Origin of the sequence: Pseudomonas monteilii, assembly GCA_001534745.1 — a bacterium.
In the GTDB taxonomy this organism is placed as follows: domain Bacteria; phylum Pseudomonadota; class Gammaproteobacteria; order Pseudomonadales; family Pseudomonadaceae; genus Aquipseudomonas; species Aquipseudomonas alabamensis.
In genome coordinates, this window is sequence record CP013997.1 from 214,129 (window position 1) to 240,966 (window position 26,838).

The window sequence follows — 26,838 nt, forward strand, 5'->3', positions numbered from 1 at the left end:
GAAAGCCTCATGTAATTGACGAGGCGAATGTGAAGTGCGACGTTGAAACTGGCAACCAAAAACCGACGAATAACCCGTTGCACTAACAGTTTGTCAGGTTATTGTTTTTGCACTGAAACTTTATTCGAAAGCCCCGGTCTTAACGGGTTGCCTTACTTAAAAACCCCCTCTTTCACGAGGGGGTTCTTGTTTGCGCTTTACATAAGTTTTACACAATACGCCCGGTGTCGCGAGGGGCTTCCAGGCGAATGGCCACGAACTTCGACGTGGGGGTATGACTGCCATCGCCAATACTATCCAACGGCACCAATGGATTGACTTCAGGGTAATAAGCCGCTGCTTGACCACCCGGAATGTCGAACGCCAACAGCGTGAAACCATTGACCCGTCGTTCGACCTGGTCGCCCCACAACGACACGATGTCCACCTTCTGCCCCGGCACGAAGCCCAGGCGCATGATGTCCGCCTCGTTGACGAAGATCACATCACGTTGGCCGCGTACGCCACGGTAGCGGTCGTCCAGGCCGTAGATGGTGGTGTTGTACTGGTCGTGGGAGCGCATCGACTGCATGACCAGATCCGGCACCTGGCCGCTGGCAAGCACGCGTGCGTCGATCAAGGTGTCCGGCAGCAGGTTGGCCTTGAAGTTGGCCTTGCCCGTGGGGGTCTTCCAGACCCGTGAACCGGCCGTGTTGCCCAGGTAGAAACCGCCTGGCTCGAGCAGGCGCTCGTTGAACCCGGCGAAGCCTGGGATGGTGTCGGCGATCAGCTCGCGGATGCGGTCGTAGTCGGCCACGGCCCAGTGCCAGTCGATAGGGTAGTTGCCCAGGGTCGCGGCGGCGATGCCCGCTACCACGGCAGGTTCCGAGCGCATCGCCTTGGACAGCGGCTGCAGCTGGCCATTGGAGGCGTGCACCATGCTGAAGGAGTCTTCCACGGTGACGGCCTGTGGCCCTTCGACCTGACGGTCGATGTCGGTCCGCCCCAGGCACGGCAGGATCAGCGCCTGCTTGCCGTGCACCAGGTGGCTGCGGTTGAGCTTGGTGCTGATCTGCACGGTCAGGTCGCAGTTGCGCAGGGCCTGGTGGGTACGCGCGGTATCCGGGGTCGCTTGGGCGAAGTTGCCGCCCAGGCCGATGAAGACCTTGGCGCGGCCTTCGAGCATGGCGTGGATTGCCTCGACGGTGTTGTGGCCATTCTCACGCGGCACGGTGAAGCCGAAGCGGCGTTCGATGTTGTCCAGCAGCACCACCGGCGGGCGCTCGTTGATGCCCATGGTGCGGTCGCCCTGCACGTTGCTGTGGCCACGTACCGGGCACAGGCCTGCGCCAGGCACGCCCAGGTTGCCGCGCAGCAGCATGACGTTGACGATTTCCTGGATGGTCGGCACCGAGTGACGGTGCTGGGTGATGCCCATCGCCCAGCACATGATCACCCGCTTGCCCTTGCAGTACATCCGTGCGGCCTGCTCGACCTCGGCCAGGGTCAGGCCGGACTGCGCCTCGATGTGCTCCCACGGCGTGGCATCGACCGCGTCGAGGTAGGCCTCGATCCCATGGCCGTGCTCGGCGATGAAGGCGTGGTCGAAGATCGCCGGCTCACCCTTGGCCTGGGCCTCGCGTTCCCATTGCAGGAGGAACTTGGCCATGCCGCGCAACAATGCCATGTCACCGCCCAGGGCTGGACGGAAGTAGGCGGTGTTGGTCGGCCGGTCGCTGTTGGTGAGCATCTCCAGCGGGTTCTGCGGGTGCTGGAAGCGCTCCAGGCCACGCTCCTTGAGCGGGTTGACCGAGACCACCTGGGCACCACGCTTGACCGCGTCACGCAGCGGATCGAGCATGCGCGGGTGGTTGGTGCCCGGGTTCTGACCCCAGACGAAGATCGCATCGGCATGCTCGAAGTCGTGGAAGGTCACCGTGCCCTTGCCCACGCCGACACTCTGGCCGAGCGCCACGCCACTGGCTTCGTGGCACATGTTCGAGCAGTCGGGGAAGTTGTTGGTGCCATAGGCGCGCACGAACAGCTGGTAGAGGAACGCGGCCTCGTTGCTGGCCCGGCCCGAGGTGTAGAACTCGGCCTGGTCAGGGCTTTCCAGCCCCTTGAGGTGCTGGGCGATCAGGGCAAAGGCACCGTCCCAGTCGATCGGCTGGTAGCGGTCGGTCTGAGGGTCGTAGACCATGGGGTCAGTCAGACGGCCCTGGTATTCCAGCCAATAGTCGCTCTGCTCGAGCAGCGCGCTCACGCTGTGCTTGGCGAAGAAGGCTGCGTCGACCCGGCGCTTGGTGGCCTCCCAGTTGACGGCCTTGGCGCCGTTCTCGCAGAACTTGACCATGCCGCTTTCGGGCGAGTCGCCCCAGGCGCAGCCCGGGCAATCGAAGCCACCGTTCTGGTTGGTCTTGAGCAGGGCGCGGATGTTCTTCAGCGCGTTGTCGCTGCCGACCCAGGCCTTGGCCACGCTGCGCAGCGCGCCCCAGCCGCCGGCCGGGCCAGCGTAGGGCTTGTAGCGGGGGTTGGAGCGGGTCTGGGGAAGTTGCTGATGAGTGGTCATGGCGATCACGGCTCCCTCACGGGGCTGAATACCCGCGGTGCACTGTGTTTGGGCAAATGAATGAGGTTGAGGTTGTGGCGGCGCGCCCACTGTGTGGCCAGGCCGGTCGGCGCGGACAGGCTGACCAGGGTCTGGATACCGGCGCGCAGGACCTTCTGGATCAGTTCCAGGCTGCAGCGGCTGGTCACGATCGCCAGGCCGCCGGCCGTCTCGACACCCTGACGCAGCAGGGCACCGATCACCTTGTCCAGGGCGTTGTGTCGACCGATGTCTTCACGGCCCAGCAGCAGTTCGCCCTGGGCATCCATGAACAGGGCCGCATGCACGGCGCCGCAGTCCTGACCCAGCACCTGGAACGGTTCGATCCGTTGGCGCAGGCCTTGCAGCCAGGCCGCCGGAGGCAGCGAGGCGCCGGGCAGCGCGCTCAGCTCAGGCAGGGCCTGCTCCAGGGCCTCGACCCCGCACAGGCCACAGCCGCTGGTGCCCGCCAGTTGGCGGCGCTGATCTTTCAGCGCCCAGAAGGCGCGGCTGGAGATCTGCACGTCGGCATAGAGCGCTGAGCCACTGCCCGAGAGCGTAAGGTCGTACAGGTCGGACAGGTCGGCGACGATGCCACTGCCGACGCTGAAGCCGACCACGAAATCCTCGAGGTCGGTGGGGCTGACCAGCATGACGGCCTGGTTGAGCCCGTTGTAGGCGATGGCCAGGGCCACTTCCTCGGCGAGCGGTGTCGCCTCGGCAGCCTGTGCGTCGAGGGGATGATAGTCGTAGGTGCTGCGAGCGGCAGGCAGGGCGAAGGACGTGGATGCCGCGCAGACCGGAAGTGTGCTGTTCATGACAACGGATCACCGGCGGCGTTTATCACTCGATCAAGCGTATGCCTCAATGGACAACCCGTCTAATCGCTTGACTCGATACCGTGATAGACGCCGTCGATGGACGGTGGTCGCGTGGCCTGCCGACGCGGCTACAGCCCCTCGAGCACCGCCCGGTAATTTTCCACGGCCGCGAACTCCTCGGTGTCGCGCGGCCCGCGCCGGCTGTCCGGCTCGCGCACGGCCAGCAGGTGGCCCACGCCGAAGCGCTGGGCACTGCGCAGGACCGCCAAGGTGTCGTCGATGAACAGGCTGCGCGCGGGGATGAAGCCGATGTCCGCCTGCAGGGCGTCCCAGAACTGTGGGCTTTCCTTGGGGAAGCCATAGTCATGGGAGCTGATCAGGCGCTCGAAGTAGGGCGCCAGCTCCACCCGCTCCAGCTTCAGCGACAGCGAATCACGGTGGGCATTGGTGATCATCACCACGCGCTTGCCTGCGTCGCGCACGGCCGCCAGGAACACGTCGGCGTCCGGGCGCAAGGCGATCAGGTCGGCGATCTCGCGCTTGAGCTCGCGGATCGGCAGGTTCAGCTCGCGGCTCCAGAAATCCAGGCAGTACCAGTTGAGGGTGCCTGCATTGCGCTCGAACAGCGGTTGCAGTTCCAGTTCGGCCATGGCCCGACTCACACCGTGCACCTGGGCATAGCGGGCCGGCAGGTGCTCCAGCCAGAACTGGTTGTCGTAGTGCAGGTCGAGCAGGGTGCCGTCCATGTCCAGCAGCACGGTATCGATGGACGTCCAGTTCAGAAGAGGCATGTGAAGTTCTCGATCGGTCGGCAAGCCACGGTATAGTAACCCGTTCATGCCAAGGAGCCGTTCCCATGCGCCAGAAACCCACCGTGCTCGGTCGCGAGATCGTCGCCAGCAGTCGCCTGTTCCGAGTCGAAGCCGTGCAACTGCGTTTCACCAACGGGACCGAGCGGACCTACGAGCGGCTGGTCGGCAGCGGCACGGGCCATGGCGCGGTGATGATCGTGGCCATGCTCGATGAAGCGCATGCCGTGCTGATCGAGGAATACTGTGGCGGCACCGACAGCTACGAGCTGTCCCTGCCCAAGGGCCTGATCGAGCCGGGCGAGGACGTGCTGGCGGCCGCCAACCGTGAACTCAAGGAGGAAGCCGGCTTCGGTGCACGCCAGCTGGAGCACCTGACCGAGCTGTCGCTGTCGCCCGGTTACATGAGCCAGAAGATCCAGGTGGTGCTGGCCACCGACCTCTATGAAGAGCGCCTGGAAGGCGACGAACCGGAGCCGATGCGGGTGGACAAGGTCGACCTGCGCGAGCTGTCGTCGCTGGCCACGCACCCGCAGTTCTCCGAGGGCAGGGCGTTGGCCGCGCTGTACCTGGTCCGTGACCTGCTGACGCAACGGGGGCTGTTCGCATGAGTGACGATCGCGACCTGATGCAGGCCGTCGTCACCCTGGCACGTCGTGCCGGTGAGGCGATCATGCCGTTCTGGCGCGCCGGCGTGGCGGTGACCGCCAAGGCCGACGACTCCCCGGTGACGGCCGCCGATCTGGCGGCCCATGCGGTCATCGAGGCCGGTCTGAACGCGCTGGCGCCGGACATTCCCGTGCTGTCGGAGGAAGACTGCGACATCCCGCTCGCCCAGCGCGAAGGCTGGACACGCTGGTGGCTGGTGGACCCACTCGACGGCACCAAGGAGTTCATCGCCGGCAGCGAAGAGTTCACCGTCAACATCGCCCTGGTCGAGCGCGGCGAGGTGGTGTTCGGGGTGGTGGTGATGCCGGTCAATGGCCGCAGCTACCACGGTGGACGTGGCCTGGGCGCCTGGCGGGCCGACGCGGGCGATGTCGAGCGGCCCATTCGCGTCCGGCGCCAGCCACCGGCGGGCGAGCGGTTCACGGTGGTCGCCAGCCGCCGTCACTCCAGCCCTCGGCAGGAAGCCTTGCTGGCCGGACTGGGCGATGCGCTGGGGGAGTTGACGCTGGCCAACATCGGCAGTTCGTTGAAGTTCTGTCTGCTGGCCGAGGGAGCTGCCGACTGCTACCCGCGCCTGGCGCCGACCTCGCAGTGGGACACCGCCGCAGCCCAGGGCGTGCTCGAAGGCGCCGGTGGCGAAGTGCTCGACCTCGAAGGCCGGCGCTTCGCCTATCCGCCCCGGGAGTCGTTGCTCAACGCGCACTTCCTGGCGCTGCCCGCTGCGGCCCCGTGGCGCCAGACCCTGCTGACACTGGCCTCAACGGTGTAGCACGTAGTGCCCGCTGAAGGTCACGGCAGGCCTCGGGTCACCGGCATTGAGCACGACGGTGTCGAGGGCGAGCCGCGCACGCCCACGCCGCTGGTACAGCTTGACGAACCGGTCCCAGGCCTCGTCAGGCGGCGCCTCGCACACGGCGACCGCCGCACCGGTGACCGGTAGCGGGTAGCTGATCTGGCCCTCCTGGATGACGATGTGCCCATCGTCGATCCCGGCCTCGCGCAGGCGAAGATGCAACCAGCCCCAGCCGGCCAGCACGGCGACGCAGTACAGGCTGCCGCCGAACATGGTGTGCGCGTGGTTGACGTTGGCGGCCAGCGGCAGCCCCAGGCGCAGCGCACGGGCGTCCCAGCCCAGCACCTCCAGCCCCATGTGTTTCGTCAGCGGAATGTCGTCGTGCAGCAAGGCCTGCAAGTCGAGGCATGTCTGGCGGTTCACCGGGGTTCCTCCTGATCGTCCTGGGCGTGGCCGTCGGTGAAGCTCAGGCCATGTTTGCGCAGCTTGTCGTGCAAGGTCTTGCGCGGCATGCCCAAGGCTTCGGCCAGGCTGCGCAGGGAGGTGTGCGAGCGCGCCATTTCAGCGACGATCAACGTCCGCTCGAACTGCTCTACCTGCTCGCTCAGGCGCCCGTCGGACTGGGTGGCGGTACTGACGGGCGCCTCATCGAGCGGCGCCTGCCCATCGAGGGCCAGCTCCAGGCCGAGGGCGAAGCGCTCGGCGGCATTCTGCAATTCACGCACGTTGCCCGGCCAGGCATGGCGCAGCAGCAGGGCGCGCTGGGCAGGCTGCACGTCATGGGGCGGCAGACCATGGCGTTGGCTGGCCGCATCGGCAAAGTGCTGGAACAGCATCAGGATGTCGTCACCGCGCTCGCGCAAGGCAGGGATGCGCAACGAGGCGACGTTCAGTCGGTAGTACAGGTCGGCGCGGAAGCGGCCCTGGTCGGCGGCCTGGCGCAGGTCTTCCTTGGTCGCGGCGATCACGCGGATGTCCAGCGGGATCAACTGGTTGCCGCCCAGGCGCTCGACCACGCGCTCCTGCAGCAGACGCAGCAGCTTGACCTGCACATCCAGGCTCATGCTCTCGATCTCGTCGAGGAACAGGGTGCCTCCGTTGGCGAACTCGAACTTGCCGATGCGACGCTTCTGCGCACCCGTGAACGCTCCCGGCTCATGTCCGAACAGCTCGCTCTCGACCACCGATTCGGCCAGCGCGCCGGCGTTGATCGCCACGAAAGGCCCACTGCGCCGGGCCGACAGGTCGTGCAGAGCACGGGCCACGACCTCCTTGCCGGCGCCGGTCTCGCCCAGGATCAGCACGTCGGCGCGGGTGCCGGCCAAGGCGCCGATCTGCTCGCGCAGGCGCAGCATCGACGGCGACTGGCCCACCAGGCGGGTCGCCAGTTGCTGCCGGTCGCTGAGTGCCAGGCGCAGGCTGCGGTTCTCCAGCACCAGCCGGCGCACATCGAGTGCCCGCCGTACGCTGTCGAGCAGCGCGTCGCTGGCGAAGGGCTTTTCCAGGAAGTCGTAGGCGCCGGCCCGCATGGCCTGCACCGCCAGGGGCACATCGCCATGGCCAGTGATGAGCAGCACCGGCAGCTCGCGGTCACGGGCGTGCACCCGTTCGAGCAGCTGCAGGCCGTCGATGCCGGGCATGCGGATGTCACTGACCAGCACGCCGGGCCAGTCGGTCTCGATCCGCTCGACCAGGCCTTGGGCGCTGTCCAGGGTGACCACCTTGAGGCCGGCCAGGTCGAGGGTCTGGCTCAAGGCACGGCGCAGGTGCGGGTCATCGTCCACCAGGATCACCTGGACGTGACTGTCGATCATGTCTCCGGGTGTCATGCCGAAGGGTCCTCCGAAGATGGCAGGCTGGCGCCGGGCTTGGCGACCCGCAGTTGCAGGGTCAGCAGGGCGCCGCCTTCCGGGTGGTTGGCCAGCAGCAGTTCCCCACCCAGCGCGCGCATCAGGCTGTCGCAGATGGCCAGCCCCAGGCCCAGGCCCTGGGTGCGTGTCTTGGTGGTGAAGAACGGCTCCTTGGCCTGTTCCAGGGCCTGGCGAGTGAAGCCAGGGCCGTTGTCGCGAATGTACAGGTAGACGTGCTCGTCGCGCCGTTCGGCACTGATCCACAGGCGCCGTGGGTTGGCCTTCTCGGTCAGGGCATCCAGGGCATTGGCCAGGAGGTTGCCGAGCACCTGGCGCAGCCGGGTCTCGCCGGCCTGCACCCAGAGCGGCGCGTCCGGCAGGTCGCGGATCAGTTCCACCGCCATGGCCCGCCGACGCTTGGCCAGCAGCGCCAGGGCATCGTCCAGGGCCGGCTGCAGCGCCACGCTTTCCGGTGCATGCCGGTCGCGTCGGGCGAAGGCCCGCAGGTGCGCGATGATCGAGGCCATGCGCCCGGTCAGCTCGCCGATCAGCTTGAGGTTGCCGCGCGCGTCGTCCAGGCGTTGATGGTCGAGCAGGATCTCGGCGTTTTCCGCATAGCTGCGGATGGCCGCCAGCGGCTGGTTGAGTTCGTGGCTGATGCTCGCCGACATGGTGCCCAGCACCGACAGCTTGCCGGCCTGGACCAATTCGTCCTGGGCGCGCACCAGGTCCTGCTGGGCCTGCTCGCGTTCCAGCACTTCTTCCTTGAGGCGGGCGTTGAGCCCTTCGAGGTCGGCGGTGCGCGCCACCACGCGCTTTTCCAGCTCCTGGCGGCCATGGGCCTCCAGGTCAATGCGGTCGATGTAGTGGCGCCGCCGCTGCATGGCCAGGCCCAGCAGCAGCATCAGCACCAGCAACGTCCCTGCGCCGATGGCCATGACCGTCTGCACCGAGCGATCGACCAGCGTGCGCGGCGCCAGGATGCTCACCTGCCAGCCGGTTTCGGCGATCCCTTCGCTCTGTACCAGCCAGGCGTCGGGCTTGAGCTCCAGCGGTTGCGGCGACTTGGTGGGGTAGGGCTGGATCGCCGCGACCGCTTCACGCTCGGCGTCGGTCAGCGGGCGCGTGGCGCGGAATCGCCACTCCGGGCGCGAGGTCAGCACCACCACGCCGTTATGGTCGGTCAGCAGCAGCTGTTCCGGGGTGTGGCCCCACAGGGTCTCGGTATGGTCCAGGTCGACCTTGACCACCAGCACGCCGATGACCTGCTCGCCATTGCGCACTGCGGCGGCGAAGAAATAGCCGCGCTTGGCCGACGTCGTGCCCTGACCGAAGAACCGCCCCAGGCGACCTTGCATGGCCTCCATGAAGTAGGGCCGGAAGGCGAAGTTGCGTCCCGCGAAACTGTCGGGCTTGTCCCAGTTGGAGGCCGCCAGGGTGTTGCCGTTGACGTCCATCAGGTACATCACCTCGGCGCCGGTCTGGCGGGCGATGTCCTTGAGCAGGCGGTTGGCGTTGGTCAGCCCCTCGAGCTTGAGCGGGTCGGCGAGCGCGGTGCGCAGGGCCGGCAGCTCGCCCAGGATCTGCGGCAGCGTCTCGTAGCGGTGCAGGGTGCCGAGCAGGTTGGCGACGTACAGGTCGAGGGTCTGGCGGTTCTGCGAGGCCAGTTCGCTCTGGTAGTAGCGCTCGGCCAGGTGATGCAGCGGCCACAGCAGGGGCGCCAGGCACACGGCCAGCAGGGCAAGGCTGCGCCACCGAGGGCGGCGCGGGGGTATCGAAATGGAGATCATCGCCAGCTTGCGTCAGAAGGGTCTGACGCAATTATGCGCTAGTTGAAGGCATCCACCAGTGCCTGCCGCCAATCCGGCTGCGTCACCTGCCACTGCTCGCGCAGTCGGTCGCAGTTCAGTCGTGAGTTGAGCGGACGTCGGGCGGGTGTGGGGTACTCGCTGGAAGGAATCGGTATCAGCCGAGCGCACGACGTGCCTTGGGCGGTGAGCCGTTCGGCGATGGCCTGGGTGAAGCCGAACCAGGACGTTTCGCCTTGGGCCGTCAGGTGATAGACGCCCCAGGCACCTGCCTGGCCATTCTGCCAGCGCTCGATCAGGGAGGCCGTGCTGGCAGCGATGGTGGCTGCGGACGTTGGCGCGCCGATCTGATCATCGACCACGCGCAGCTCGGGCTTTTCCTGCAGCAGTCGCTGCATGGTGAGGAAGAAGTTGCGACCGTGCTTGGAGTAGACCCAGCTGGTGCGCAGGATCAGGTGCTGACCGCCGGCGGCCATGACCGCTTGCTCACCGGCCCACTTGCTCTCGCCATACACGCCCAAAGGATTGGGGGTGTCGTCTTCGTCATAGGGCGCCGACTTGAGCCCGTCGAACACATAGTCAGTCGAGTAGTGAATGAACGGCACGCCCAGCTCGGCGGCGACCTGAGCCAGCAGCCCTGGCGCTTCACCGTTGAGGGCGAACGCCTGGGCCTGGTCGTTTTCCGCCTGGTCCACGGCGGTGTAGGCCGCTGCGTTGATGATCAGGTCCGGGCGCAATTGGCGGATGCGATCGCCGACCTGTGTTGCCTGGGTAAGGTCGATATCGGCGCGGCCCCAGGCGTGCAGGCGATGCTGCGCCAGGCGCTCGCGCAAGGCACGGGCAACCTGGCCGTCGTGGCCGATGATGAGGATGTCGAGCGTAGCGGTAGGGTTCATGAAAACTCCTGGATCAGTCGGTCAGGGCGGCTGCCTTGACCCCGTCGGGCGAACGTCCGTGATCAGGCGATCAGGTCTTTCGGCTCGCTGTTGCCCAGGCGTTCGCGCTGGTAGCTGCCGTCCTGCACATGACGGCACCACTCCAGGTTGTCCAGATACCACTGCACGGTCTTGCGCAGGCCGCTCTCGAATGTTTCACGTGGAACCCACCCCAATTCGCGCTCGATCTTGCTGGCGTCGATGGCGTAGCGCTGGTCGTGACCAGGGCGATCCTTGACGAAGGTGATGAGGTCGGCGTAGTGGGACAGCCCTGCGGGACGCTGCGGGGCCAGCTCTTCGAGCAGGGCGCAGATGCCGCGTACCACGTCGATGTTCTTCTGCTCGTTGTGGCCTCCGATGTTGTAGGTCTCGCCGACCTGGCCTTCGCTCACCACCTTGAACAAGGCCCGGGCATGGTCTTCGACGAACAGCCAGTCACGCACCTGCAGGCCATCGCCATACACGGGCAGGGGCTTGCCTTCCAGCGCATTGAGGATAACCAGCGGGATGAGCTTTTCCGGGAAGTGGTAGGGGCCATAGTTGTTCGAGCAGTTGGTCAGCAGCACGGGCAGGCCGTAGGTGCGGTGCCATGCGCGTACCAGGTGATCCGAGGCTGCCTTGCTGGCCGAATAGGGCGAGCTGGGGGCGTAAGGCGTGGTCTCGGTGAACAGGTCGTTCACCCCATGCAGGTCGCCGTACACTTCATCGGTGGAGATGTGGTGGAAACGGAAGGCAGCGCGTTCGGCGTCCGGCAGTGCCGACCAGTAGCCACGCACGGCTTCGAGCAGGCTGTAGGTGCCGACGATGTTGGTCTGGATGAACGCCGAGGGGCCATCAATGGAGCGATCGACGTGGGACTCGGCCGCCAGGTGCATGACGGCGTGGGGCTGAAAACGCTCGAGGATCTGGCTGACCGCCGCCTGGTCGACGATGTCGGCCTGCACGAACTCGTAGCGCGTGTCGGTGGCGATGCTGCTCAACGACTCCAGGTTGCCGGCGTAGGTCAGCTTGTCGAGGTTCAGCACTTCATGGGAAGTGTCGTTGATCAGGTGACGGACCAGGGCCGATCCGATGAAACCTGCGCCGCCGGTGATGAGAATTCGCATAGGAGTGCTGCCTTGCCTGACTGTCAGTTCTTGATAGGCATGAGGGTCGTCGTTCGGCACGCATTATTCAAGGCTGGCCGTATTCAGACGACGCTTCACGGTGAGACAGCCTTTGATGCCTAGGGTGTGAAGACGTTCTTGTTGTCGATTTTAATCGGTAATAGATAAAGGTTTTACAGAGATTTCGGGGTCTTGTTGCTTCCAGGCTCGATAAATATCGACTATAAAGGGGCGTCCGAAACGATACGCCCGGTCACGTATTCGCGTAGTCTTGGCCTTTCATTTCATCCATTCGGCCTGGCCGCTGGCCGCCCTTGAAGAGGTTACCCATGAAGACCCTCACCACCACCCCCCGTGCCGACGGCTTCCACATGCCAGCCGAATGGGCACCGCAGAGCCAGGTGTGGATGATCTGGCCCGAGCGCCCCGACAACTGGCGCCTGGGTGGCAAGGCGGCACAGGCCGCGCACATCACCCTGGCCAAGGCCATCGCCCGCTTCGAGCCAGTCACGGTCGGGGTGTCCGCCGGTCAGTACGAAAACGCCCGCAGCCGCCTCGACCTGCCCAACATCCGCGTGGTCGAAATGAGCAGCGATGACGCCTGGGTGCGCGATACCGGCCCGACCTTCGTCATCGACGGCCACGGTGAAGTGCGCGGCGTGCACTGGGACTTCAACGCCTGGGGCGGCTTCGAGGGCGGCCTGTACGCGCCCTGGAACCGGGACCAGGCCGTGGGCGTCAAGGTGCTGGAGATGGAGCGCTGCCAGCGCTACCACACCGAGGGCTTCGTGCTCGAAGGCGGCTCGATCCATGTGGACGGCGAGGGCACGTTGATCACCACTGAAGAGTGCCTGCTCAACCACAACCGCAACCCCCACCTGGACCGTGCGCAGATCGAGGCGATTCTGCGTGATCACCTGGCGGTGGACACTATCGTCTGGCTGCCGGAAGGGCTGTACAACGACGAGACCGACGGGCACGTCGACAACTTCTGCTGCTACGTGCGCCCGGGCGAAGTGCTGCTGGCCTGGACCGACGACCCGCAGGACCCGAACTACAGCCGCTGCCGCGCCGCCCTCGAGGTGTTGAACGCCAGCCGCGACGCCAAGGGCCGTGAGTTCCTGGTGCACAAGATGCCCATCCCCGCGCCGCTGTACGCGACGCAAGAGGAGTGCGACGGCGTCGACCAGATCGCCGGCAGCCAGGAGCGCAACCCCTCGGTGCGCCTGGCCGGTTCCTACGTCAACTTCCTCATCGTCAACGGCGGCATCATCGCTCCGAGCTTCGACGACCCCATGGATGCCGAAGCGCGCACCCTGCTGACCACGCTTTTCCCCGACCACGAAGTGGTCATGATCCCGGGTCGCGAACTGCTGCTGGGCGGCGGCAACATCCATTGCCTGACCCAACAGCAACCGGCGCCGTACAAGGGGTGAGTCATTAGCGGCAAGTTGCAAACTGCGAGCTGATCGTGTGGGGGGCAGCCATCGGTGCCCCCCTCAGCCCTATCGTTTATCTATCCTCGCTCCAATCGGCCACGCTCTTAGCTTGCAGCTCTTAGCTTGCAGCTTGCACTCTCAGACCCTTCCTACACCCCTCTCAGAAAAAACAGATTGCACCGATCCCGTCGGCATCTGCGCGTAATTTCTCTGCTAAGCCCCCAACCTTTGGTTATAACGCTCTGCTTTTCACGTTTTTTTGACATCTTCGCTTCAGCGCGGCTAGGATGCCGCGTCCGCCTGTTGACCCTTACCGGTTTGTGACCGTGGGCGCCCCTGCCGTCTTCGGCGAGCGCCGCCCGTCCAGACCTGTAAAACGTCGAACCTGCGAAGGGGCGTCAGGCCCGGCGTTTCGTTCAACAGCGCGTTTTTGATTCGCTACAAGGAAAACAACATGTTCAAAACCAGGATCAGTCTCGTCGCCGTGGCGCTGATGGCCGCGACCCAGGCTCAGGCCAATGACCAGGCCGCCAGCAACGGCTTCATCGAAGACAGCAGCGCCAGCGTGCTGCTGCGCAACGCCTACATCCACCGCGACAAGAAGCACGGCGCCTCGAACCAGGCCGAATGGGGCCAGGGCTTCATCGGCACCTTCGCGTCGGGCTTCACCCAGGGCACCGTGGGCGTGGGCGTCGATGCCTTCGGCCTGTACGCCCTGCGCCTGGACGGCGGCAAGGGCCGCAACGGCGGGGCGGGTGTCGACTTCTTCAAGCCGAGCGACGGCGAGCCGACCAACTCCCCGCACAACCTGGCGCGTGCTGGCGCGGCGATCAAGTTCCGCGTGTCCAACACCGTGCTCAAGTACGGCGACATGATGCCGTCGCTGCCGGTCCTGCAATACGACGACTCGCGCCTGCTGCCAGAAAGCTTCGCGGGCACCATGATCACCTCCAAGGAGATCGACGGCCTGGAGCTGAACGCCGGCCGCTTCACCCAGGAAGCGCGCAAGAGCATGGAAAGCCGCGACAGCGGCGGCCTGAAGTCGATCAACGTGTTGGGCGGCAGCTACAAGTTCACCGACAACCTGTCGGCCTCGCTGTACACCTCGGACATCGAGGACGTGCTGAAGAAGCACTACCTGGGCGTCAACTACGTCCATGCGATCGCCGACGATCAGGCACTGACCCTGGACTTCAACGGCTACAAGACCAGCATCGACAGCAAGTACGAGCGTGAAGCCGGCCTGACCGGTGACTCCAACACCATCTGGAGCCTGGCCGCGACCTACGCGTACGGCCCGCACTCGTTCACCCTGGCGCACCAGCGCAGCACCGGCAGCACCGGCTACAACTACGGCTGGTACCAGAACCGTGGCGGCGTCGGCGACGGCGGCTCGACCATCTACCTGGCCAACTCCTACTGGTCCGACTTCAACGCCGAGGACGAGCGCTCCTGGCAGGTCGCCTACGGCCTGGACTTCAGCGCCTACGGCGTGCCGGGCCTGAGCTACAAGGTCGCCTACGTGCGGGGTGACAACATCAACACCCACGGCTTCGGCGAAGGCAAGGAGCGCGAGTTGTTCAACCAGGTGCGCTACGTCGTTCAGGAAGGCCCGGCCAAGGACCTCTCGGTCAAGCTGCGCAGCTCGATCCTGCGGACTTCCAACAGCGTGCGCCAGAACGGCTACAACGACGACGGCAACGAAGTGCGCGTGTTCGTCGAATACCCGATCAGCATTCTCTGATCCTCTGGACGGGGTGGCGTGAAGTTTTGCAGCACGCTATCCCCGACCGCACCGATGTCCCTGTGAGCGAGCACGTGTTTCGCGTGTCGCGACGTCATCGAAGGGACATCGTGTTTCGGGCATTCCGGTCTGTTCAGGCCCTCTTCATGCCTTCCCTCGATCACCTCTCACGCCTCTGGCTCGACCGGTAAGCTCACCGTCGCCTGCAACCCGCCGCCTTCCCGATTCGCCAGCCTCAACTGCCCGCCATGACTCGCCGCGATCCGCTGGGCGATGCTCAACCCCAGGCCATAGCCGCCATGGGCCCGATTGCGTGAGCCCTCACCCCGCACGAACGGCTCGACGATGCTCGCCAGCTGGGCCGGATCGATGCCTGGCCCGCGATCTTCCACGTGCACGCACACCCAGCCCGCTTCGCGCTCCAGGCGGACACCGACCTCGCGGCCATAGCGCAGGGCATTGGTGATCAGGTTCTGCAGGCAGCGCTGCATCATCAGCGCGTCCACTTCTACAGCACCTACGCTGCCTTGCACCGGCAAGGGCTCGTCGGCACTGGCCAGGTCGGCGCAGACCCGACTCACCAGACGTTCCAGAGTCACGACCTGCAGGTTCTGCTGCTCGCCGGCCTGCAGGTAATCGAGCACCTGGCCGATCATGCCGTCCATCTGCGCGACGTTCTGGCGCAGGCGGTCCTTGTCCACGCCCTCGGGCAGGCGCTCGAGGCGCAGGCGCATGCGGGTCAGGGGTGTGCGCAGGTCGTGGGAGACCGCCGCCAGGAAGTAGGCCTTGTCATGGATCATGCCCACCAGCCGCTGCTGCATGGCGTTGAACGCCTGCGCCGCCTGACGCACCTCGTGCGGCCCGTCCAGCCGTAGCGGCGGCTGCGCCAGGTTCTGGCCCAGCCCGCGCGCCGCTTCGCTCAGCCGTTGCAGCGGCCGCAGGCACAAGCGCACCGCGACCAGGCAGACCACCAGCACCGCGATGATGCGCAACACATAGACACGCAGCAGGTAGTCGCCGATCAGCACCCAGGCCGACTCGCCGCTCCAGCCCTGCAGTTCACGACCCTCGACGATCAGCCAGTGACCGTCCGGCAGCCCCACCGCGAAGCGCAGGTGTGCCTGGGCCGTGCGCAGACCGAACAGGCTGTGCCAGACCACCGGACGCCCCTGTTCATCGATCAGTTCACCGAGCAGCAAGCGGACGGCCCGTGGCTGACCCAACTCGTGGGTGAGTGCCTGGTTGAGGAGCAGCTCGATCCGATGCCGACCGGGCCGATCGTCATGGCGCGTGGCAGGCAGCCGGTCGGCGCAGCGCACTCGGTAGCGCGGCGGCACTTGGGCGCTGGGCACATGGCAATCGGCCTGGGCGATGAGCGGAGCGGCCCGCGCCGCCATCAGGCGCACCGGCGCCTCCAGCACCTGGGCGAAGCGCACGTCGAACCAGATGCTGCTGGACATTAGCTGCACCACCAGGGTGCCGCTGACCATGATCAGCAACAGTTGACCGAACAGCGTCCGCGGCCACAGGCGGCGGAGCAGGGCAGGGACGGCCACCTCAGCTGGCCGCGACGGCGCGCGCGATGCTCAGCAGGTAGCCTTCGTTGCGGATGGTGAGGATCTGCACGCCGCTGTCCGGGAGGCGTTGCAGGTGCTGGCGCAGGCGGCTGACGCACATGTCTACCGAGCGGTCCTCGGGCAGGTGGTCACGACCGAAGGCACTGCGCGTCAGTAGATCCCGCGAGACCACGCGCTCGCTGGCTTCGAGCAGCTCGCGCAGGACCCGATGGTCGGAGCGCGGCAAGGTCAAGGTCGTGCCATCGGGGAAGGTCAGCAGGCGCTTGACCGAGTCCAGCCGATGCCCGGCGAAGGCCTGCACCGTCTCGTCCTGGGTGTCGGCGCATTCGAGCCGCTGGGGGCGGCGCAGCACGGCCTTGATGCGGGCGATCAGCTCACGCGGCTCGAAGGGTTTGGCCAGGTAATCGTCGGCGCCGACTTCCAACCCGACGATGCGGTCGAGGGTGCTGCCCTTGGCCGACAGCATGATCACCGCCAGCCCCGGGTGCGCCTGCAAGTGCCGGCACAGGCTCAGGCCATCCTCGCCCGGCAGCATCAGGTCCAGCACCACCAGATCGACCTTGTGCCGCGCCAACTGGGCGCGCATCTGCACACCGTCGGCCGCCGCGATCACGGTATGGCCGGCCTCGCTGAGGTAGTCGCAGAGCAGTTCGCGGATCTCGTCGTCATCGTCGACGACCAGCAGGGTGGCATTCATGGGTCACGGCCTCGTTGGAAGATGCTGGCGCTCATTACGTTCGATTACATCCCCGTACAAGCTCGTCATGGAGCCCGAGAGCCGCATTCGTAGAATCCTACCAAAAAATCATCTGCGAATACGACGCTTTCCCAATGACATCATCGAACCGCATTACCGTCTCACCCTTCATCAACCGGGGCGGCAGCCGCCTGACCCCATTGGCCGCCTGCATCGCCTTGAGCCTCAGCCACGGCGCGTTCGCCGCCGATGTCCAGCCCCTGCAACTGGATGCCACCCAGATCGAAGACAGCGCCCTGATCGCCGATGACGCCGGCCAGATCGGCTATACCGTCGAGTCCACGCGCAGCTCCACGGGCCTGGACCTCACGCCTCGGCAGACCCCGCAGTCGGTCACCACCATCACCCGCCAGCAGATGGACGACCGGCAGATCCAGACCATCGAGCAGGCGCTGGAAACCACGCCCGGCGTCACCGCCAGCAAGGCCGAGGTAGGCGGGCGTACTGACTACCGCGCGCGCGGGTACTCCATCAGCAACTGGAAGGTCGACGGCCTGCAGTTTCAGGGCGGTTCGGACTTCAACGGCGGCGGCAACGCCCTGAACATGGACCTCTACGAGCGCATCGACATCGTGCGCGGCGCCAACGGCCTGCTGGGCGGCACGGGCGACCCGTCGGCCACGGTCGACCTGATCCGCAAGACCCCGACCCGCACCTTCGGCGGCAGCGCCTACGCCACCTACGGCAGCTGGGACAAGCGTCGCCTGGGCGCCGACCTGAACCTGCCGCTGTCCGAGGACGGTCGCTTGCGCTCGCGCTTCGTGATGACCCAGCAGGAGGCCGACTCCTTCCGCGATCACCAGTCCGACCGCAGCCGCGCCGCCCTGGCCACCTTCGCCTTCGACCTGGACGACGCCACCACCGTCGGTGCCGGCTTCCAGTACGAGTACAACAAGGTCGTCGGCGGCGGCTGGGGCGCGAACATCCCGATCTGGTACGCCAACGGCCGCAAGACCGGCCTGCCACGCAGCACCAACGTGGTGCCCAGCTGGAGCTTCGGCGAATATACCACCCGTACCACCTTCGGCTCGTTGCAGCACCGCTTCGACAATGACTGGAACCTGGACCTGCGCGTGGCCCAGAGCAGCAGCGATGCGCTCAACCACCGCGGCCTGGCCAAGGTCAACTCGGCTGGCCGTGGCCGCTTCGGCGGGTACTGGAACGAGGACGGCAGTGGCGCGATCCTCAACGGCCTGCACAGCTCGACCGACACCACCCAGCAGTCCGCGCAGATCGACCTGGACGGCCCGTTCCAGCTGTTCGGCCGCACCCACCAGGCCATGGTCGGCTACAACGACAGCCGCACCGTCGCCTGGTCGCCCCAGTACAGCTGCACCCTGGTCGGCGCCGACCGCATCAGCGCGCCCTCGGTGGGCTGCCAGTTCCGCGCCAACAACGGCTTCCCGGTCAGCAACTGGTACGACGACGTGGACGATGACTTCGACATGCTCACGTCCAGGACCGGCCTGCACAGCAAGACCACCACCCGCCTGCAAGGCCTGTACGCCGCCACCCGCCTGAGCGTTACTGACCCACTGTCGGTCATCCTCGGCGTGCGCAGCAGCGACTACAGCGCCATCACCCGCAGCACCGCCGGCGTGCGCAGCAGCCAGCAAGAGCACGGCATCGTCACCCCGTACATGGGCGTGGTGTACGACCTCAACGACACCTACTCGCTGTACGCCAGCTACACCGACATCTTCACCCCCCAGAGCGCCGAGACCAGCACCGGCGGCAAGGTCGAGCCGATCCGCGGACAAAGCTACGAAACCGGCCTCAAGGGCGAATGGTTCGACGGCCGCCTGAACGCCTCGGCGGCGTACTTCCGCACCAAGCAGGAAAACAAGGCCGTGACCGACGGCGACCTGCTGACCCCGACCGGCGACACCGCCTATACGACCGGCACTGGCCAGGAAACCGACGGCATCGACCTGGAACTGGCCGGCGCCCTGACCCCGAACTGGAACGTCTACGCCGGCTACACCTACCTGCACTTCCGCCGCGTGGACAGCGATGGGCGCAGTGATCCGTCGCACCTGTTCAAGGCCTCCACCACCTACCGCCTGTCCGGCCCGCTCGAGCGTTTGACGCTGGGGGCTGGGGTGACTGCGCAGAGCAACATCCGCGCATTGTCCTCGCCGGCGGGGCAGCCGGTGAATGGGGTGAGCAGCGGGTCGACCGATGTGAACTGGTCGGGGTATGCGATCTGGAATGCCATGGCCAAGTATCAGGTGACGGATGAGACGGCGGTGAGCCTTAACGTCAATAACCTGTTCGACAAGCATTACTACACGCGGTATGGGTTCTATGCCGGGGCGATTTATGGGGATCCGCGGAGTATGGCGGTGACGGTGAGTACGGCGTTTTGAGGTGAGGTGAAGTTGAGGGAGCTGTGTGGAGCATGCTCAGGGGCTAGGCTGTGTACTCGCTAAAACACCTTCAGCCTTGCCTGCGCTATCTCCATCCTTGGGTCGGCGTGAAACCGCCGACCTGTGGGAGCCAGCTTGCTGGCGATGAGGGCTGTGAAGGCTGTAAAGATGCAGACTGCTGCAATGGCAGCCAAGCATCCTGTGAAGCGCTGCTCAGAAAGCATGCGCTCAGATCTTGAAGAGCAATGACCATTTCTTGAGGACGTTTCCATGGCATGGATAAGTGTTCGCGTCGATGACGAGTTGAAAATGCGTGCTGACAAGGAGCTGGAGAAGCTTGGTGTCACGCCGGCGGAGCTGATGCGTCAAGCACTTCGGTACGTAGCCAAAGGTGGAAATTTGCCTTTCGAGACAATCCCTGTAATGGATGAGGATGAGGCTCTATCGGTCAAGGTGGGAGAGCGGTTGGCACGTCCACAGCGGGTTAAGGTTTCGTTGGATGGCCTGTAGTTCTGAGTTCGACCGACATGCCCGTAAGAATGGCGAACGCTTGGGACTGCGGCAAGACAGCAGTCGTAAAGAAGTATCCGCCACACGTGACGTTCAATCTGTCGATTCAAGCTGGGGCAACTGACAAAGGTGATGCTCGACGATAAAGCAAGCACCAATACTAAGATTTCAATCGAGGGCTTCGCAGCCTGTTCTAAGCCAGCAATCTTTCGCTGCTTGTTGCATCCACCGCCGCATCCAGCTCAGCCCCAGCCAAATACTGCGCATAGTGCTCTTTCAGTTCCGACTCCCAAGAAGCGACCTGATCCAATATGCCTACCGCCTCATCTTCCGTCAGTGCAAAATGCTTATGTTGGCTAAGCAAATTATTTCGACTTATAAGGGTACCGTTCATACCAACACTCATCGACAGCCCTTGTGCAGGCCCCTCTCCCAGTACGGGAAGAACGTCATACATAGGCGAGAGGCGCCAAGCCTTTCCCTGCCAGATCACAGCGTGGTTGCGAGGATGATCGTCACTGTTCCCTACGAGAGCGTTGTAGGCCATTCGCCTATAGAGTTCTTGCCTATCAGAGTCTGGTGCGCCTCTGCGATACAGCTCATCGGCGAGCGCCGCATAGATCCACCCGTCGTTGCGCTGCGCGTGCCATTCGGCATCGAGAAGCGTTAAGCCACTCATCATTGGGATGCGCCGAAACCTTGCATCAGTCTCTGACCATTTTCGGTCAAATCGCTCCACAAGTAACGTGTTGCCTTTTTCACCTTGATGGAGCGCAGTTCGGGCGACATTCATCCCCTTAGTAGCCGCAAAGGTCATGCAGGCATACTCAAATTTCGGCAGGTCGTAGTGATCAAATTTATCGCGAGGCTTAGCAAGAATCAGCTTGTGATCAAAGCGGTATGTGCGCTTGGGCCTGGCACCGCCAACAGCTGAGCGCTGATCCCGTATTTTTAAAGCTTCCAACTGCTCAGCGCTCAGTTGGCTGTCATAGATCGCAGCGCAAACATCTATGAAGTGATTGAGCCCTTTGGCCTCAAGCATTTTCATAGGTCTTTCGCCTGTACCCGGCCTCGGTGTGCGAGCTTCGCCTGCCATGATATTTCCGGCGCGATCTTCGTTAGGAGATAACAACAGGAGCTGGATAGGAGTGAGTTCTCCCTTTTGGGTGCGGCGCAGCAATCGTTCTCCCCAGCCATCTGGCATCGCATCATCAATGAACCCGGGAACGCCGCCATTCTTTTGTACCTGAATGGGTCGAGTGGAGAGCGGATACCGTATCGGATCAGGCACCCAACCCTTGGCATCCACGATCTCCGGCGCGTAGACGAAGGTTCCCGTGCGGCCAGAAAGGGTCAGCCTACCCAGCGTCACAGTCTCACCCGTTTCCGGACACTCCATGTAAATATAAGCGCGAGACATCAGAAGTCCTCCGCGTTGCTGCGCGGCAGTTTTACGCGCTTTGTGGTGTTGGTTTCTAGAGAGTTGAGATCAAGTGCAGGATCATCGAGCAGTGCTTGGAAAACTCGGTCAGAGATCCCCACGGTAAATAGCGCGAGCATGAAATCGCGCAATGAAACACCTTCAGCCTTCCCTCCCTCGAGGTGACGAACAGCTCGGAGAGAAATTCCAGCTAGTTCTGCAAGGTCAGTCTGCCGTATCCCCATGCGCAAACGCGCTTCCTTCATCAGAAGGCCTATACGGTAAAGCACAGAGGTGCTCTGAACAGGGAAAAAATTTTTCATAAGGTAGCACCTAGCGAAATCCTATGGATGTATAAGATACCATTGATCGCACATTAGAAATCTTTTACAGATTTTAAAGTGTAATAAAATGGTACCTTATGTACGATAAGGTCTTATAAGAAGATATCTTAAAAGGGCTAGAACCAGCGCGGGCAAGTCAAATATCGCTTGCGGTAGATTTTTCCCCTTTTAGCACTACCCTTGCCAGGTCAGCCTTCGGCTGTGCCCGCTGCAGGACCCGAACGACGGCGGTTCGGAATCAGCAGCGCATTGCAGAGGCTTTCACTAACGGGTGCCGCTGGCCAGCTACATCTGCGGCACATCGCCCATGTTCCTCAACCGCTCGAATTCTTTAGAGACGACCGGCAGCAGAAGGTCGTCCAGAGATTTTTCAGCTTCACCGCTTGGCCCTCGGTCAGTCGCTTGACTGCCCTAGTCCGAGCGCTAGCACAGCAGACTCGCGCAAGCTGAATCTCCAGTGCATCGAGAGTGCCGTGGATATAGCCGTCCATGTACTCACGGCGCTTGAACAGGATCGAATTCTCCGGCGCTTCCTGGTAGTCCCGGTGGACCTCCCAACTGGTGCTTTTCTGGATCAACTCGATGACAGGACAGGAAGCCGCAGGGGTAGTCCAGAGCTGGGGCAAATGACCCGCATTCAGCGTCTTTGTCAGAGCTGATCGTAGACACGACCAAGGCTTTATATCCCTCAATCTTGGCCTCGGCAGGATCAAGCTTGTGTGCCATCGCGCTGCGCAAGGTGGTGAGCTTCGCTATCAGCGTCCATGGTTTGGTGAGGCTCAAAAGGGCTGATGGAGATAGGGATCTGGCAAGGAGACTGACTTGGGTGAAGCTGAAGCGTGCACCCTCAAGGTGACTCGGCTGCGGCATGGATTCCACGTAGCGATGGCTTTGAGTACAGCTGTCAGCTCATCCAGCCCTTCCGGGAAGTGCCGCTTGTAGCGGTTGAGATTTTCTTGGGAAAAGCTGAGATCAAGTGGGGCCCATCCGCTGTCATCGTGCCTATCCTTAGACCCTTCATCTGTAGTCGATGCGCTTGTTACGCCAGATGTTACGTAAGCGGAAAAAACGAAAGGCCCACCTTTCGGTGAGCCTTTTGAGTACTGCGTATGGTGCCGGCACCAGGAGTCGAACCCGGGACCTACTGATTACAAGTCAGTTGCTCTACCAGCTGAGCTATACCGGCCTAGGGGCGCATTATAACGATCGATTCGCCGGTGTAAACCACTTCCGTGCGTTTAATCGCGCAATCGCTAAGTCACCGCCCACAAACGGGATTTTCCTACCTGCCTCAGCGTGTCGAGGCTGGGTTGAAGAACAGCTTGTGGTTGTCGCATTCGCCCTGGCGGCAGCGGTCGGTGCGGGCTTCCAGCGGCAGGCCGCGGTCGCCGCCGAGCTGCATGGTCGGCATGTCCCAATCGGTGGAGGCATGGGGGTGGGGCGGGCTGGCACAGGCGGTGAGCAGGGCGAGGGCGGCGAGGGCAAAGAGCGGTTTCAACTCAGTCACGGGCTTAGCTTCTGGGATCAGGGAGTCTGGAGGGCGGCCATGATACTGCCGTCGGTGACGAAGCTGAATGCTCCAAATGTATGAAAGGGATACAGCGCCGTGTGGATACCTGCTCGTTAGGGTCGACTGAGCAGGTTTTCGCGGCAGGGGGAACAGGCTGGGGAATAACCGCCAAAATGCTTATTCACAATCCGTGTGCCAAGTCGAGCAGGTTTTCAGATCGTTTGGAAATTGCCCCTGCTCAATCTGCAAGTCCCCATTTCGCGGGTTATAAGGACGCTTGCTGGGGCTTCAGGAATGCCTGAAACGCTAGTGAAAACCTCGATTACGCACCCTTTATCACAGGCTTGTACACAGACTTATCCACAGGTTGTTCTGCGAGGATGAGCAGGTTCCGCGGCGTCAACGCGTAGTCACAAAATACCCCGACCCGCACGTCGTACGCCTGCTCGCGCAGGTACAGCGCCCGGTCCAGCACCAGCCACAGCTCCAGCGGCCGCCGGAACAGGTTCCGTACCCGCTCCAGATTGCGCACCTGGGCCAGTCGCTGCCAGCCATGGGCTTCCAAGGCCGCCCACGCCACGGGACCTTGCACGGGCACGCCCTTGAGCTGCGCCAGGTCCCGGCAGTAGGCCTCGAACGGTTTCTCCAGCCAGGCGACTGGCAACGACGGCGTGGGCAGGTAGTCATCGACGCCGCGCTGCTGGCGTTGCAACAGGTCGAAGCCCAGCCGGCGTGCCATGGAGAGGTCGCGCTGGCGCCGCGTGCGGGCGCCGGCGGTGACGGCTTCGCTCAGGGGCAGGCCGAGATCGTCGAGGGACAGGTGCAGCGACGAGGCGCGTGCTGTCTGGGACACGGGTGTGTACTGCTCGCCGGCGATGCGGTTGTAGCAGCAGGGCGCCACGGCGATCTGGGGGCAGCCGCGCTGGCTGGCCAGGTGCAGTAGGCGTACGTGCAGGTCGCCACAGGCGTGCAGCGCCACGGGGCTGGGCTGGTCTTCGAGCCGATCGATGCAGTCGGCGGCCATGACGTCCTGCCGCAGGTGCCGGGCGGGGAGGTGGTGGTGATCGCTGAGGACCTGGCCGGCGTTCACCAGCGTGGCGTCGTACTCCAGGCAGGTCAGGCGCTGGCCGGGTTGCAGCAGACGACGGCCCAGATGACCCTTGCCAGCGCACCAGTCCAGCCAGTGCTCGGGTGTGCGTGCATAAGTCAGGCAACGACCGAAGGCTTCGATCTGTGCCCACTTGCGGCCGGGCACTCCGGTGGACTGGCGAGGGCCTGCGGCAGCGAGTTCGACCTGGGGCAGGGGCCCTGCATCGGCAAGGCGCAGCGCCTGTTCGGCCAGTGCTGGAAACGGCATCGGCAGCGTCGTCGGGTCGAGCGCCTGTTCGGCGTCTTCCAGGGAGCACCGGCGCAAAGATGCCGCCAGGGCCGGGTGCTCGTCTTCCCAGGCCAGCGTCGGCTCGGTGAAGGGGCGCGGCCTCCACAAGGCCTGGTGCGCGATCAAGAAGCGATCGAGCGCCTGGAAGCGCTCGTCGAGCAGGTCGCCGTGCAGGTAGGAGGTCGGGGTCATGACGGTCGCAGGACACGGGGCCGTTGCCAGCCCCGCGCTCGCTGGCTCAGCGGCCCTGGCTGGCGTCGACGCGCAGCCAGCGCTCGAGCAGCTTGAAGCACTGCACCAGCAGGAAGGAGATCAGCAGGTAGAACACGCCGGCGGCGAAGAAGATCTCCACCGGCAGGTAGGTGCGGGCGATGATGGTACGCGCCATGCCGGTCAGCTCGAGCAGGGTCACGGTGCTGGCCAGGGCGCTGGCCTTGAGCATCAGGATCACTTCGTTGCTGTAGGCCGGCAGGCCGATGCGCGCGGCGCGCGGCAGCATGATGTAGAACAGCGCCTTGCCGCGGGACATGCCCAGGGCGCGGGCCGCTTCGATCTCGCCCCGGGGGATGGCCTGCAGGGCGCCGCGCAGGATCTCGGCTATGTAGGCAGCGGTGTGCAGGGTCATGGTCAGCACCGTGCACCAGAACGGATCGCGCAGGTAAGGCCACAGCGAGCTGCTGCGCACCGCATCGAACTGCGCCAGGCCGTAGTAGACCAGGAACAGCTGCACCAGCAGCGGGGTGCCGCGGAAGAAGAAGATGTAGCCGAAGGGCAGGGCGCGCACGTACCAGCTGCGCGAGGAACGGGCGATGCCCAGCGGGATGGCCAGGATCAGCCCGGCGATGACCGCGATGGCCACCAGCTCCAGGGTCAGGGTCGCGCCCTGGGCCAGGCGCGGCAGCCACTTGATGATGACGTCCCAGTTCATGCGTTGTCCCTCGCGAAGCCGCGAGCGGCGCGTTTTTCCAGCAGGTGCATGCCGGTCATGGCGATGACGGTCAGGCCCAGGTAGATGAAGGCGGCGACCATGTAGAAGGTGAAGGGCTCCTTGCTCACGGTCACGGCGATCTGCGCGTGGCGCATGATTTCTTCCAGGCCGATGACCGAGACCAGGGCGGTGTCCTTCATCAGGATCATGAACAGGTTGCCCAGGCCCGGCAGCGCCACGCGCCACATCTGCGGCAGGACGATGCGCGACAGGATGCGGCCACGGGACAGGCCCAGCGCCAGGCCGGCTTCACGGTGCCCCTTGGGGATGGCCAGGATCGCGCCGCGGAACACCTCGGTGGCATAGGCGCCGAAGCACAGGCCCAGGGCGATCACTCCGGCGGCGAAGGCGTCGAGTTCGAGCCCAGGCAGGTTCAGGGCTTCGCCCAGGCGGTTCATCAGGCTCACGGTGCCGAAATAGATCAGCAGGACCCAGAGCAGTTCGGGGATGCCGCGAACCAGGGTGGAATAAGTGCCGCCCAGCCATTGCAGCGGCTTGAACGGGGAGGTCTTGGCCAGCGCGCCGAGCAGCCCGAGGACCAGCCCCAGCAGCAGGGCGCACAGCGCCAGTTTTACGGTCATCAGTGCGCCGGCCGCCAGGGCCGGACCGAATCCGTGCAGGTCGATAGTCATGGGTAGGTGCATTCAAGGGACGGGCGCCGCGCAGGGCGGCGCCGGTCGGGGTGCCTCAGTAGATGTTGAACGGGAAGTACTTGTCGTTGATCTTCTTGTACGTGCCGTCGGCGATGATTTCTTTCAGGGCGGTGTTCAGCTGGGTGCGCAACGCGTCGTCACCCTTGCGCACGGCGATGCCGATCTTGTCGCTCTCGACCACCGGCTCGCCCTTGAACTCGTAGTTCTGGCCGTCCTTGCTCTTGAGCCACTCGTAGTTGACGTACTTGTCGGCCAGGATGCCGTCGATGCGACCGGCTACCAGGTCCAGGTAGGCGTTCTCCTGGGTGTCGTACAGCTTGATGTCGATGTCGCTGCCGTAGTTGTCTTCCAGCCAGGTGCCAGCCAGGGTCGCGCGCTGGGTGCCGATGGACTTGCCCTTCAGGTAGTCCTTGTCGGTCTTGAAGTCGACGCCCTTGGGTGCGATGAACTGCAGCTTGTTGGAGTAGTAGGGGTCGGTGAAGTCGACCGCCTGCTTGCGCTCGTCGGTGATCGACAGCGACGACACCAGGAAGTCGAACTTCTTGGCGTTCAGGGCCGGGATGATGCCGTCCCAGTCGGAGGTGACCACGCTGCACTCGACCTTCATCTTGGCGCACAGGGCGTCGCCGATGTCCCGGTCGAAACCGACCACGTTGCCGCTGGCGTCCTTGTTGTTGAAGGGCGGGTAGGCGGCTTCGATACCCATGCGCAGCTTTTCGGCGGCCATCGCGTTGGCAGAGAACACCAGCGTGGCGGCAGCGGCCAGGAGGAATTTCTTGTAGGTCTGCATGT

At 64.3% G+C, this 26,838-nt stretch carries 24 protein-coding genes and 1 tRNA gene; 6 read left to right on the top strand and 19 right to left on the bottom strand.

Features of this window, described 5'->3' with window-relative positions:
* Positions 1 to 208: 208 nt before the first annotated feature.
* The 3 genes from APT63_00995 to APT63_01005 all read right to left on the bottom strand — a co-directional run bounded on the left by APT63_00995 (position 209) and on the right by APT63_01005 (position 4,178).
* Positions 209 to 2,548, bottom strand: a complete 2,340-nt coding sequence (locus APT63_00995; protein ID AMA47759.1) for a CbbBc protein — start codon at positions 2,546 to 2,548, stop codon at positions 209 to 211.
* 5 nt (positions 2,549 to 2,553) lie between these two features.
* A complete protein-coding gene (locus tag APT63_01000) occupies positions 2,554 to 3,384 on the bottom strand; it encodes a formate dehydrogenase accessory protein FdhD (protein AMA44298.1) in 831 nt (276 codons plus the stop codon).
* Positions 3,385 to 3,515: 131 nt separating this feature from the next.
* The gene (locus APT63_01005) at positions 3,516 to 4,178 is read right to left on the bottom strand and encodes a haloacid dehalogenase (GenBank protein AMA44299.1); all 663 of its coding nucleotides are present in this window, start codon (positions 4,176 to 4,178) and stop codon (positions 3,516 to 3,518) included.
* 65 nt (positions 4,179 to 4,243) lie between these two features.
* Between APT63_01005 and APT63_01010 the strand changes: the two genes are divergently transcribed.
* A complete protein-coding gene (locus APT63_01010; GenBank protein ID AMA44300.1) occupies positions 4,244 to 4,807 on the top strand; it encodes an ADP-ribose diphosphatase in 564 nt (187 codons plus the stop codon).
* Positions 4,804 to 5,634: a 3'(2'),5'-bisphosphate nucleotidase CysQ gene (locus tag APT63_01015; GenBank protein ID AMA44301.1), complete on the top strand. Its 831-nt coding sequence runs from the start codon at positions 4,804 to 4,806 to the stop codon at positions 5,632 to 5,634. The genes APT63_01010 and APT63_01015 overlap by 4 nt, the downstream gene beginning before the upstream one ends.
* On the opposite strand, the gene APT63_01020 is transcribed toward APT63_01015, so the two are convergent.
* From APT63_01020 to APT63_01040, 5 genes are all read right to left on the bottom strand, one after another.
* Entirely contained in the window at positions 5,623 to 6,081 is a 459-nt protein-coding gene (locus APT63_01020) for a thioesterase (protein AMA44302.1), read from the bottom strand. The two genes, APT63_01015 and APT63_01020, sit on opposite strands and share 12 nt — an antisense overlap.
* On the bottom strand, positions 6,078 to 7,487 hold the full coding sequence (locus APT63_01025; GenBank protein AMA44303.1) for a Fis family transcriptional regulator: 1,410 nt from the start codon (positions 7,485 to 7,487) through the stop codon (positions 6,078 to 6,080). Before APT63_01025 ends, APT63_01020 begins: the two co-directional genes overlap by 4 nt.
* Positions 7,484 to 9,298, bottom strand: a complete 1,815-nt coding sequence (locus APT63_01030) for an ATPase (GenBank protein AMA44304.1) — start codon at positions 9,296 to 9,298, stop codon at positions 7,484 to 7,486. The genes APT63_01025 and APT63_01030 overlap by 4 nt, the downstream gene beginning before the upstream one ends.
* Positions 9,299 to 9,336: 38 nt before the next feature.
* Complete coding sequence (locus APT63_01035) at positions 9,337 to 10,212, bottom strand: dTDP-4-dehydrorhamnose reductase (GenBank protein ID AMA44305.1); 876 nt, start codon at positions 10,210 to 10,212, stop codon at positions 9,337 to 9,339.
* A gap of 62 nt (positions 10,213 to 10,274) precedes the next feature.
* Positions 10,275 to 11,357 carry a dTDP-glucose 4,6-dehydratase gene (locus APT63_01040; protein ID AMA44306.1) on the bottom strand — a complete coding sequence of 361 codons (1,083 nt, stop codon included), beginning with the start codon at positions 11,355 to 11,357 and terminating at the stop codon, positions 10,275 to 10,277.
* A gap of 329 nt (positions 11,358 to 11,686) precedes the next feature.
* Between APT63_01040 and APT63_01045 the strand changes: the two genes are divergently transcribed.
* Positions 11,687 to 12,793, top strand: coding sequence for an agmatine deiminase (locus APT63_01045; GenBank protein ID AMA44307.1), 1,107 nt, complete (start codon positions 11,687 to 11,689; stop codon positions 12,791 to 12,793).
* 457 nt (positions 12,794 to 13,250) lie between these two features.
* Positions 13,251 to 14,540, top strand: coding sequence for a hypothetical protein (locus APT63_01050; GenBank protein ID AMA44308.1), 1,290 nt, complete (start codon positions 13,251 to 13,253; stop codon positions 14,538 to 14,540).
* A gap of 167 nt (positions 14,541 to 14,707) precedes the next feature.
* On the opposite strand, the gene APT63_01055 is transcribed toward APT63_01050, so the two are convergent.
* Both APT63_01055 and APT63_01060 read right to left on the bottom strand, forming a co-directional pair.
* Entirely contained in the window at positions 14,708 to 16,030 is a 1,323-nt protein-coding gene (locus APT63_01055) for a histidine kinase (protein AMA47760.1), read from the bottom strand.
* Between the two features lie 67 nt (positions 16,031 to 16,097).
* Complete coding sequence (locus APT63_01060) at positions 16,098 to 16,814, bottom strand: two-component system response regulator (protein AMA44309.1); 717 nt, start codon at positions 16,812 to 16,814, stop codon at positions 16,098 to 16,100.
* Between the two features lie 134 nt (positions 16,815 to 16,948).
* On the opposite strand from APT63_01060, the gene APT63_01065 reads away from it, so the two are divergent.
* Both APT63_01065 and APT63_01070 read left to right on the top strand, forming a co-directional pair.
* The gene (locus APT63_01065) at positions 16,949 to 19,243 is read left to right on the top strand and encodes a TonB-dependent receptor (GenBank protein ID AMA44310.1); all 2,295 of its coding nucleotides are present in this window, start codon (positions 16,949 to 16,951) and stop codon (positions 19,241 to 19,243) included.
* 270 nt (positions 19,244 to 19,513) lie between these two features.
* Positions 19,514 to 19,753, top strand: coding sequence for a bifunctional antitoxin/transcriptional repressor RelB (locus APT63_01070; protein AMA44311.1), 240 nt, complete (start codon positions 19,514 to 19,516; stop codon positions 19,751 to 19,753).
* 193 nt (positions 19,754 to 19,946) lie between these two features.
* Here APT63_01070 and APT63_01075 read toward each other — a convergent pair whose 3' ends face one another.
* From APT63_01075 to APT63_01115, 9 genes are all read right to left on the bottom strand, one after another.
* Complete coding sequence (locus tag APT63_01075) at positions 19,947 to 21,173, bottom strand: toxin/anti-toxin system, HipA-like toxin module (GenBank protein AMA44312.1); 1,227 nt, start codon at positions 21,171 to 21,173, stop codon at positions 19,947 to 19,949.
* The gene (locus APT63_01080; GenBank protein ID AMA44313.1) at positions 21,173 to 21,496 is read right to left on the bottom strand and encodes an XRE family transcriptional regulator; all 324 of its coding nucleotides are present in this window, start codon (positions 21,494 to 21,496) and stop codon (positions 21,173 to 21,175) included. The genes APT63_01075 and APT63_01080 overlap by 1 nt, the downstream gene beginning before the upstream one ends.
* Before the next feature lie 335 nt (positions 21,497 to 21,831).
* Positions 21,832 to 22,143: a hypothetical protein gene (locus tag APT63_01085; protein ID AMA44314.1), complete on the bottom strand. Its 312-nt coding sequence runs from the start codon at positions 22,141 to 22,143 to the stop codon at positions 21,832 to 21,834.
* A gap of 484 nt (positions 22,144 to 22,627) precedes the next feature.
* Positions 22,628 to 22,703: transfer RNA gene (locus APT63_01090), tRNA-Thr, on the bottom strand.
* 105 nt (positions 22,704 to 22,808) lie between these two features.
* Positions 22,809 to 23,024 (bottom strand): hypothetical protein, encoded by a 216-nt coding sequence (locus APT63_01095; GenBank protein ID AMA44315.1) that lies wholly within the window; start codon positions 23,022 to 23,024, stop codon positions 22,809 to 22,811.
* A 325-nt stretch (positions 23,025 to 23,349) separates the two neighbouring features.
* Positions 23,350 to 24,597, bottom strand: a complete 1,248-nt coding sequence (locus tag APT63_01100) for an SAM-dependent methyltransferase (GenBank protein AMA44316.1) — start codon at positions 24,595 to 24,597, stop codon at positions 23,350 to 23,352.
* 46 nt (positions 24,598 to 24,643) lie between these two features.
* Complete coding sequence (locus APT63_01105; GenBank protein AMA44317.1) at positions 24,644 to 25,333, bottom strand: ABC transporter permease; 690 nt, start codon at positions 25,331 to 25,333, stop codon at positions 24,644 to 24,646.
* Positions 25,330 to 26,025: an ABC transporter permease gene (locus APT63_01110; GenBank protein ID AMA44318.1), complete on the bottom strand. Its 696-nt coding sequence runs from the start codon at positions 26,023 to 26,025 to the stop codon at positions 25,330 to 25,332. Before APT63_01110 ends, APT63_01105 begins: the two co-directional genes overlap by 4 nt.
* A 55-nt stretch (positions 26,026 to 26,080) precedes the next feature.
* Positions 26,081 to 26,836, bottom strand: coding sequence for an amino acid ABC transporter (locus APT63_01115; GenBank protein AMA44319.1), 756 nt, complete (start codon positions 26,834 to 26,836; stop codon positions 26,081 to 26,083).
* Positions 26,837 to 26,838 lie beyond the last annotated feature (2 nt).

What these genes read in the sequence shown, in the direction of transcription:
- APT63_00995 (AMA47759.1), bottom strand. Translation starts at nt 2,548, where the DNA reads ATGACCACTCATCAGCAACTTCCCCAGACCCGCTCCAACCCCCGCTAC.
- APT63_01000 (AMA44298.1), bottom strand. Translation starts at nt 3,384, where the DNA reads ATGAACAGCACACTTCCGGTCTGCGCGGCATCCACGTCCTTCGCCCTG.
- APT63_01005 (AMA44299.1), bottom strand. Translation starts at nt 4,178, where the DNA reads ATGCCTCTTCTGAACTGGACGTCCATCGATACCGTGCTGCTGGACATG.
- APT63_01010 (AMA44300.1), top strand. Translation starts at nt 4,244, where the DNA reads ATGCGCCAGAAACCCACCGTGCTCGGTCGCGAGATCGTCGCCAGCAGT.
- APT63_01015 (AMA44301.1), top strand. Translation starts at nt 4,804, where the DNA reads ATGAGTGACGATCGCGACCTGATGCAGGCCGTCGTCACCCTGGCACGT.
- APT63_01025 (AMA44303.1), bottom strand. Translation starts at nt 7,487, where the DNA reads ATGACACCCGGAGACATGATCGACAGTCACGTCCAGGTGATCCTGGTG.
- APT63_01030 (AMA44304.1), bottom strand. Translation starts at nt 9,298, where the DNA reads ATGATCTCCATTTCGATACCCCCGCGCCGCCCTCGGTGGCGCAGCCTT.
- APT63_01035 (AMA44305.1), bottom strand. Translation starts at nt 10,212, where the DNA reads ATGAACCCTACCGCTACGCTCGACATCCTCATCATCGGCCACGACGGC.
- APT63_01040 (AMA44306.1), bottom strand. Translation starts at nt 11,357, where the DNA reads ATGCGAATTCTCATCACCGGCGGCGCAGGTTTCATCGGATCGGCCCTG.
- APT63_01045 (AMA44307.1), top strand. Translation starts at nt 11,687, where the DNA reads ATGAAGACCCTCACCACCACCCCCCGTGCCGACGGCTTCCACATGCCA.
- APT63_01050 (AMA44308.1), top strand. Translation starts at nt 13,251, where the DNA reads ATGTTCAAAACCAGGATCAGTCTCGTCGCCGTGGCGCTGATGGCCGCG.
- APT63_01055 (AMA47760.1), bottom strand. Translation starts at nt 16,030, where the DNA reads ATGGTCAGCGGCACCCTGGTGGTGCAGCTAATGTCCAGCAGCATCTGG.
- APT63_01060 (AMA44309.1), bottom strand. Translation starts at nt 16,814, where the DNA reads ATGAATGCCACCCTGCTGGTCGTCGACGATGACGACGAGATCCGCGAA.
- APT63_01065 (AMA44310.1), top strand. Translation starts at nt 16,949, where the DNA reads ATGACATCATCGAACCGCATTACCGTCTCACCCTTCATCAACCGGGGC.
- APT63_01070 (AMA44311.1), top strand. Translation starts at nt 19,514, where the DNA reads ATGGCATGGATAAGTGTTCGCGTCGATGACGAGTTGAAAATGCGTGCT.
- APT63_01075 (AMA44312.1), bottom strand. Translation starts at nt 21,173, where the DNA reads ATGTCTCGCGCTTATATTTACATGGAGTGTCCGGAAACGGGTGAGACT.
- APT63_01080 (AMA44313.1), bottom strand. Translation starts at nt 21,496, where the DNA reads ATGAAAAATTTTTTCCCTGTTCAGAGCACCTCTGTGCTTTACCGTATA.
- APT63_01100 (AMA44316.1), bottom strand. Translation starts at nt 24,597, where the DNA reads ATGACCCCGACCTCCTACCTGCACGGCGACCTGCTCGACGAGCGCTTC.
- APT63_01105 (AMA44317.1), bottom strand. Translation starts at nt 25,333, where the DNA reads ATGAACTGGGACGTCATCATCAAGTGGCTGCCGCGCCTGGCCCAGGGC.
- APT63_01110 (AMA44318.1), bottom strand. Translation starts at nt 26,025, where the DNA reads ATGACTATCGACCTGCACGGATTCGGTCCGGCCCTGGCGGCCGGCGCA.
- APT63_01115 (AMA44319.1), bottom strand. Translation starts at nt 26,836, where the DNA reads ATGCAGACCTACAAGAAATTCCTCCTGGCCGCTGCCGCCACGCTGGTG.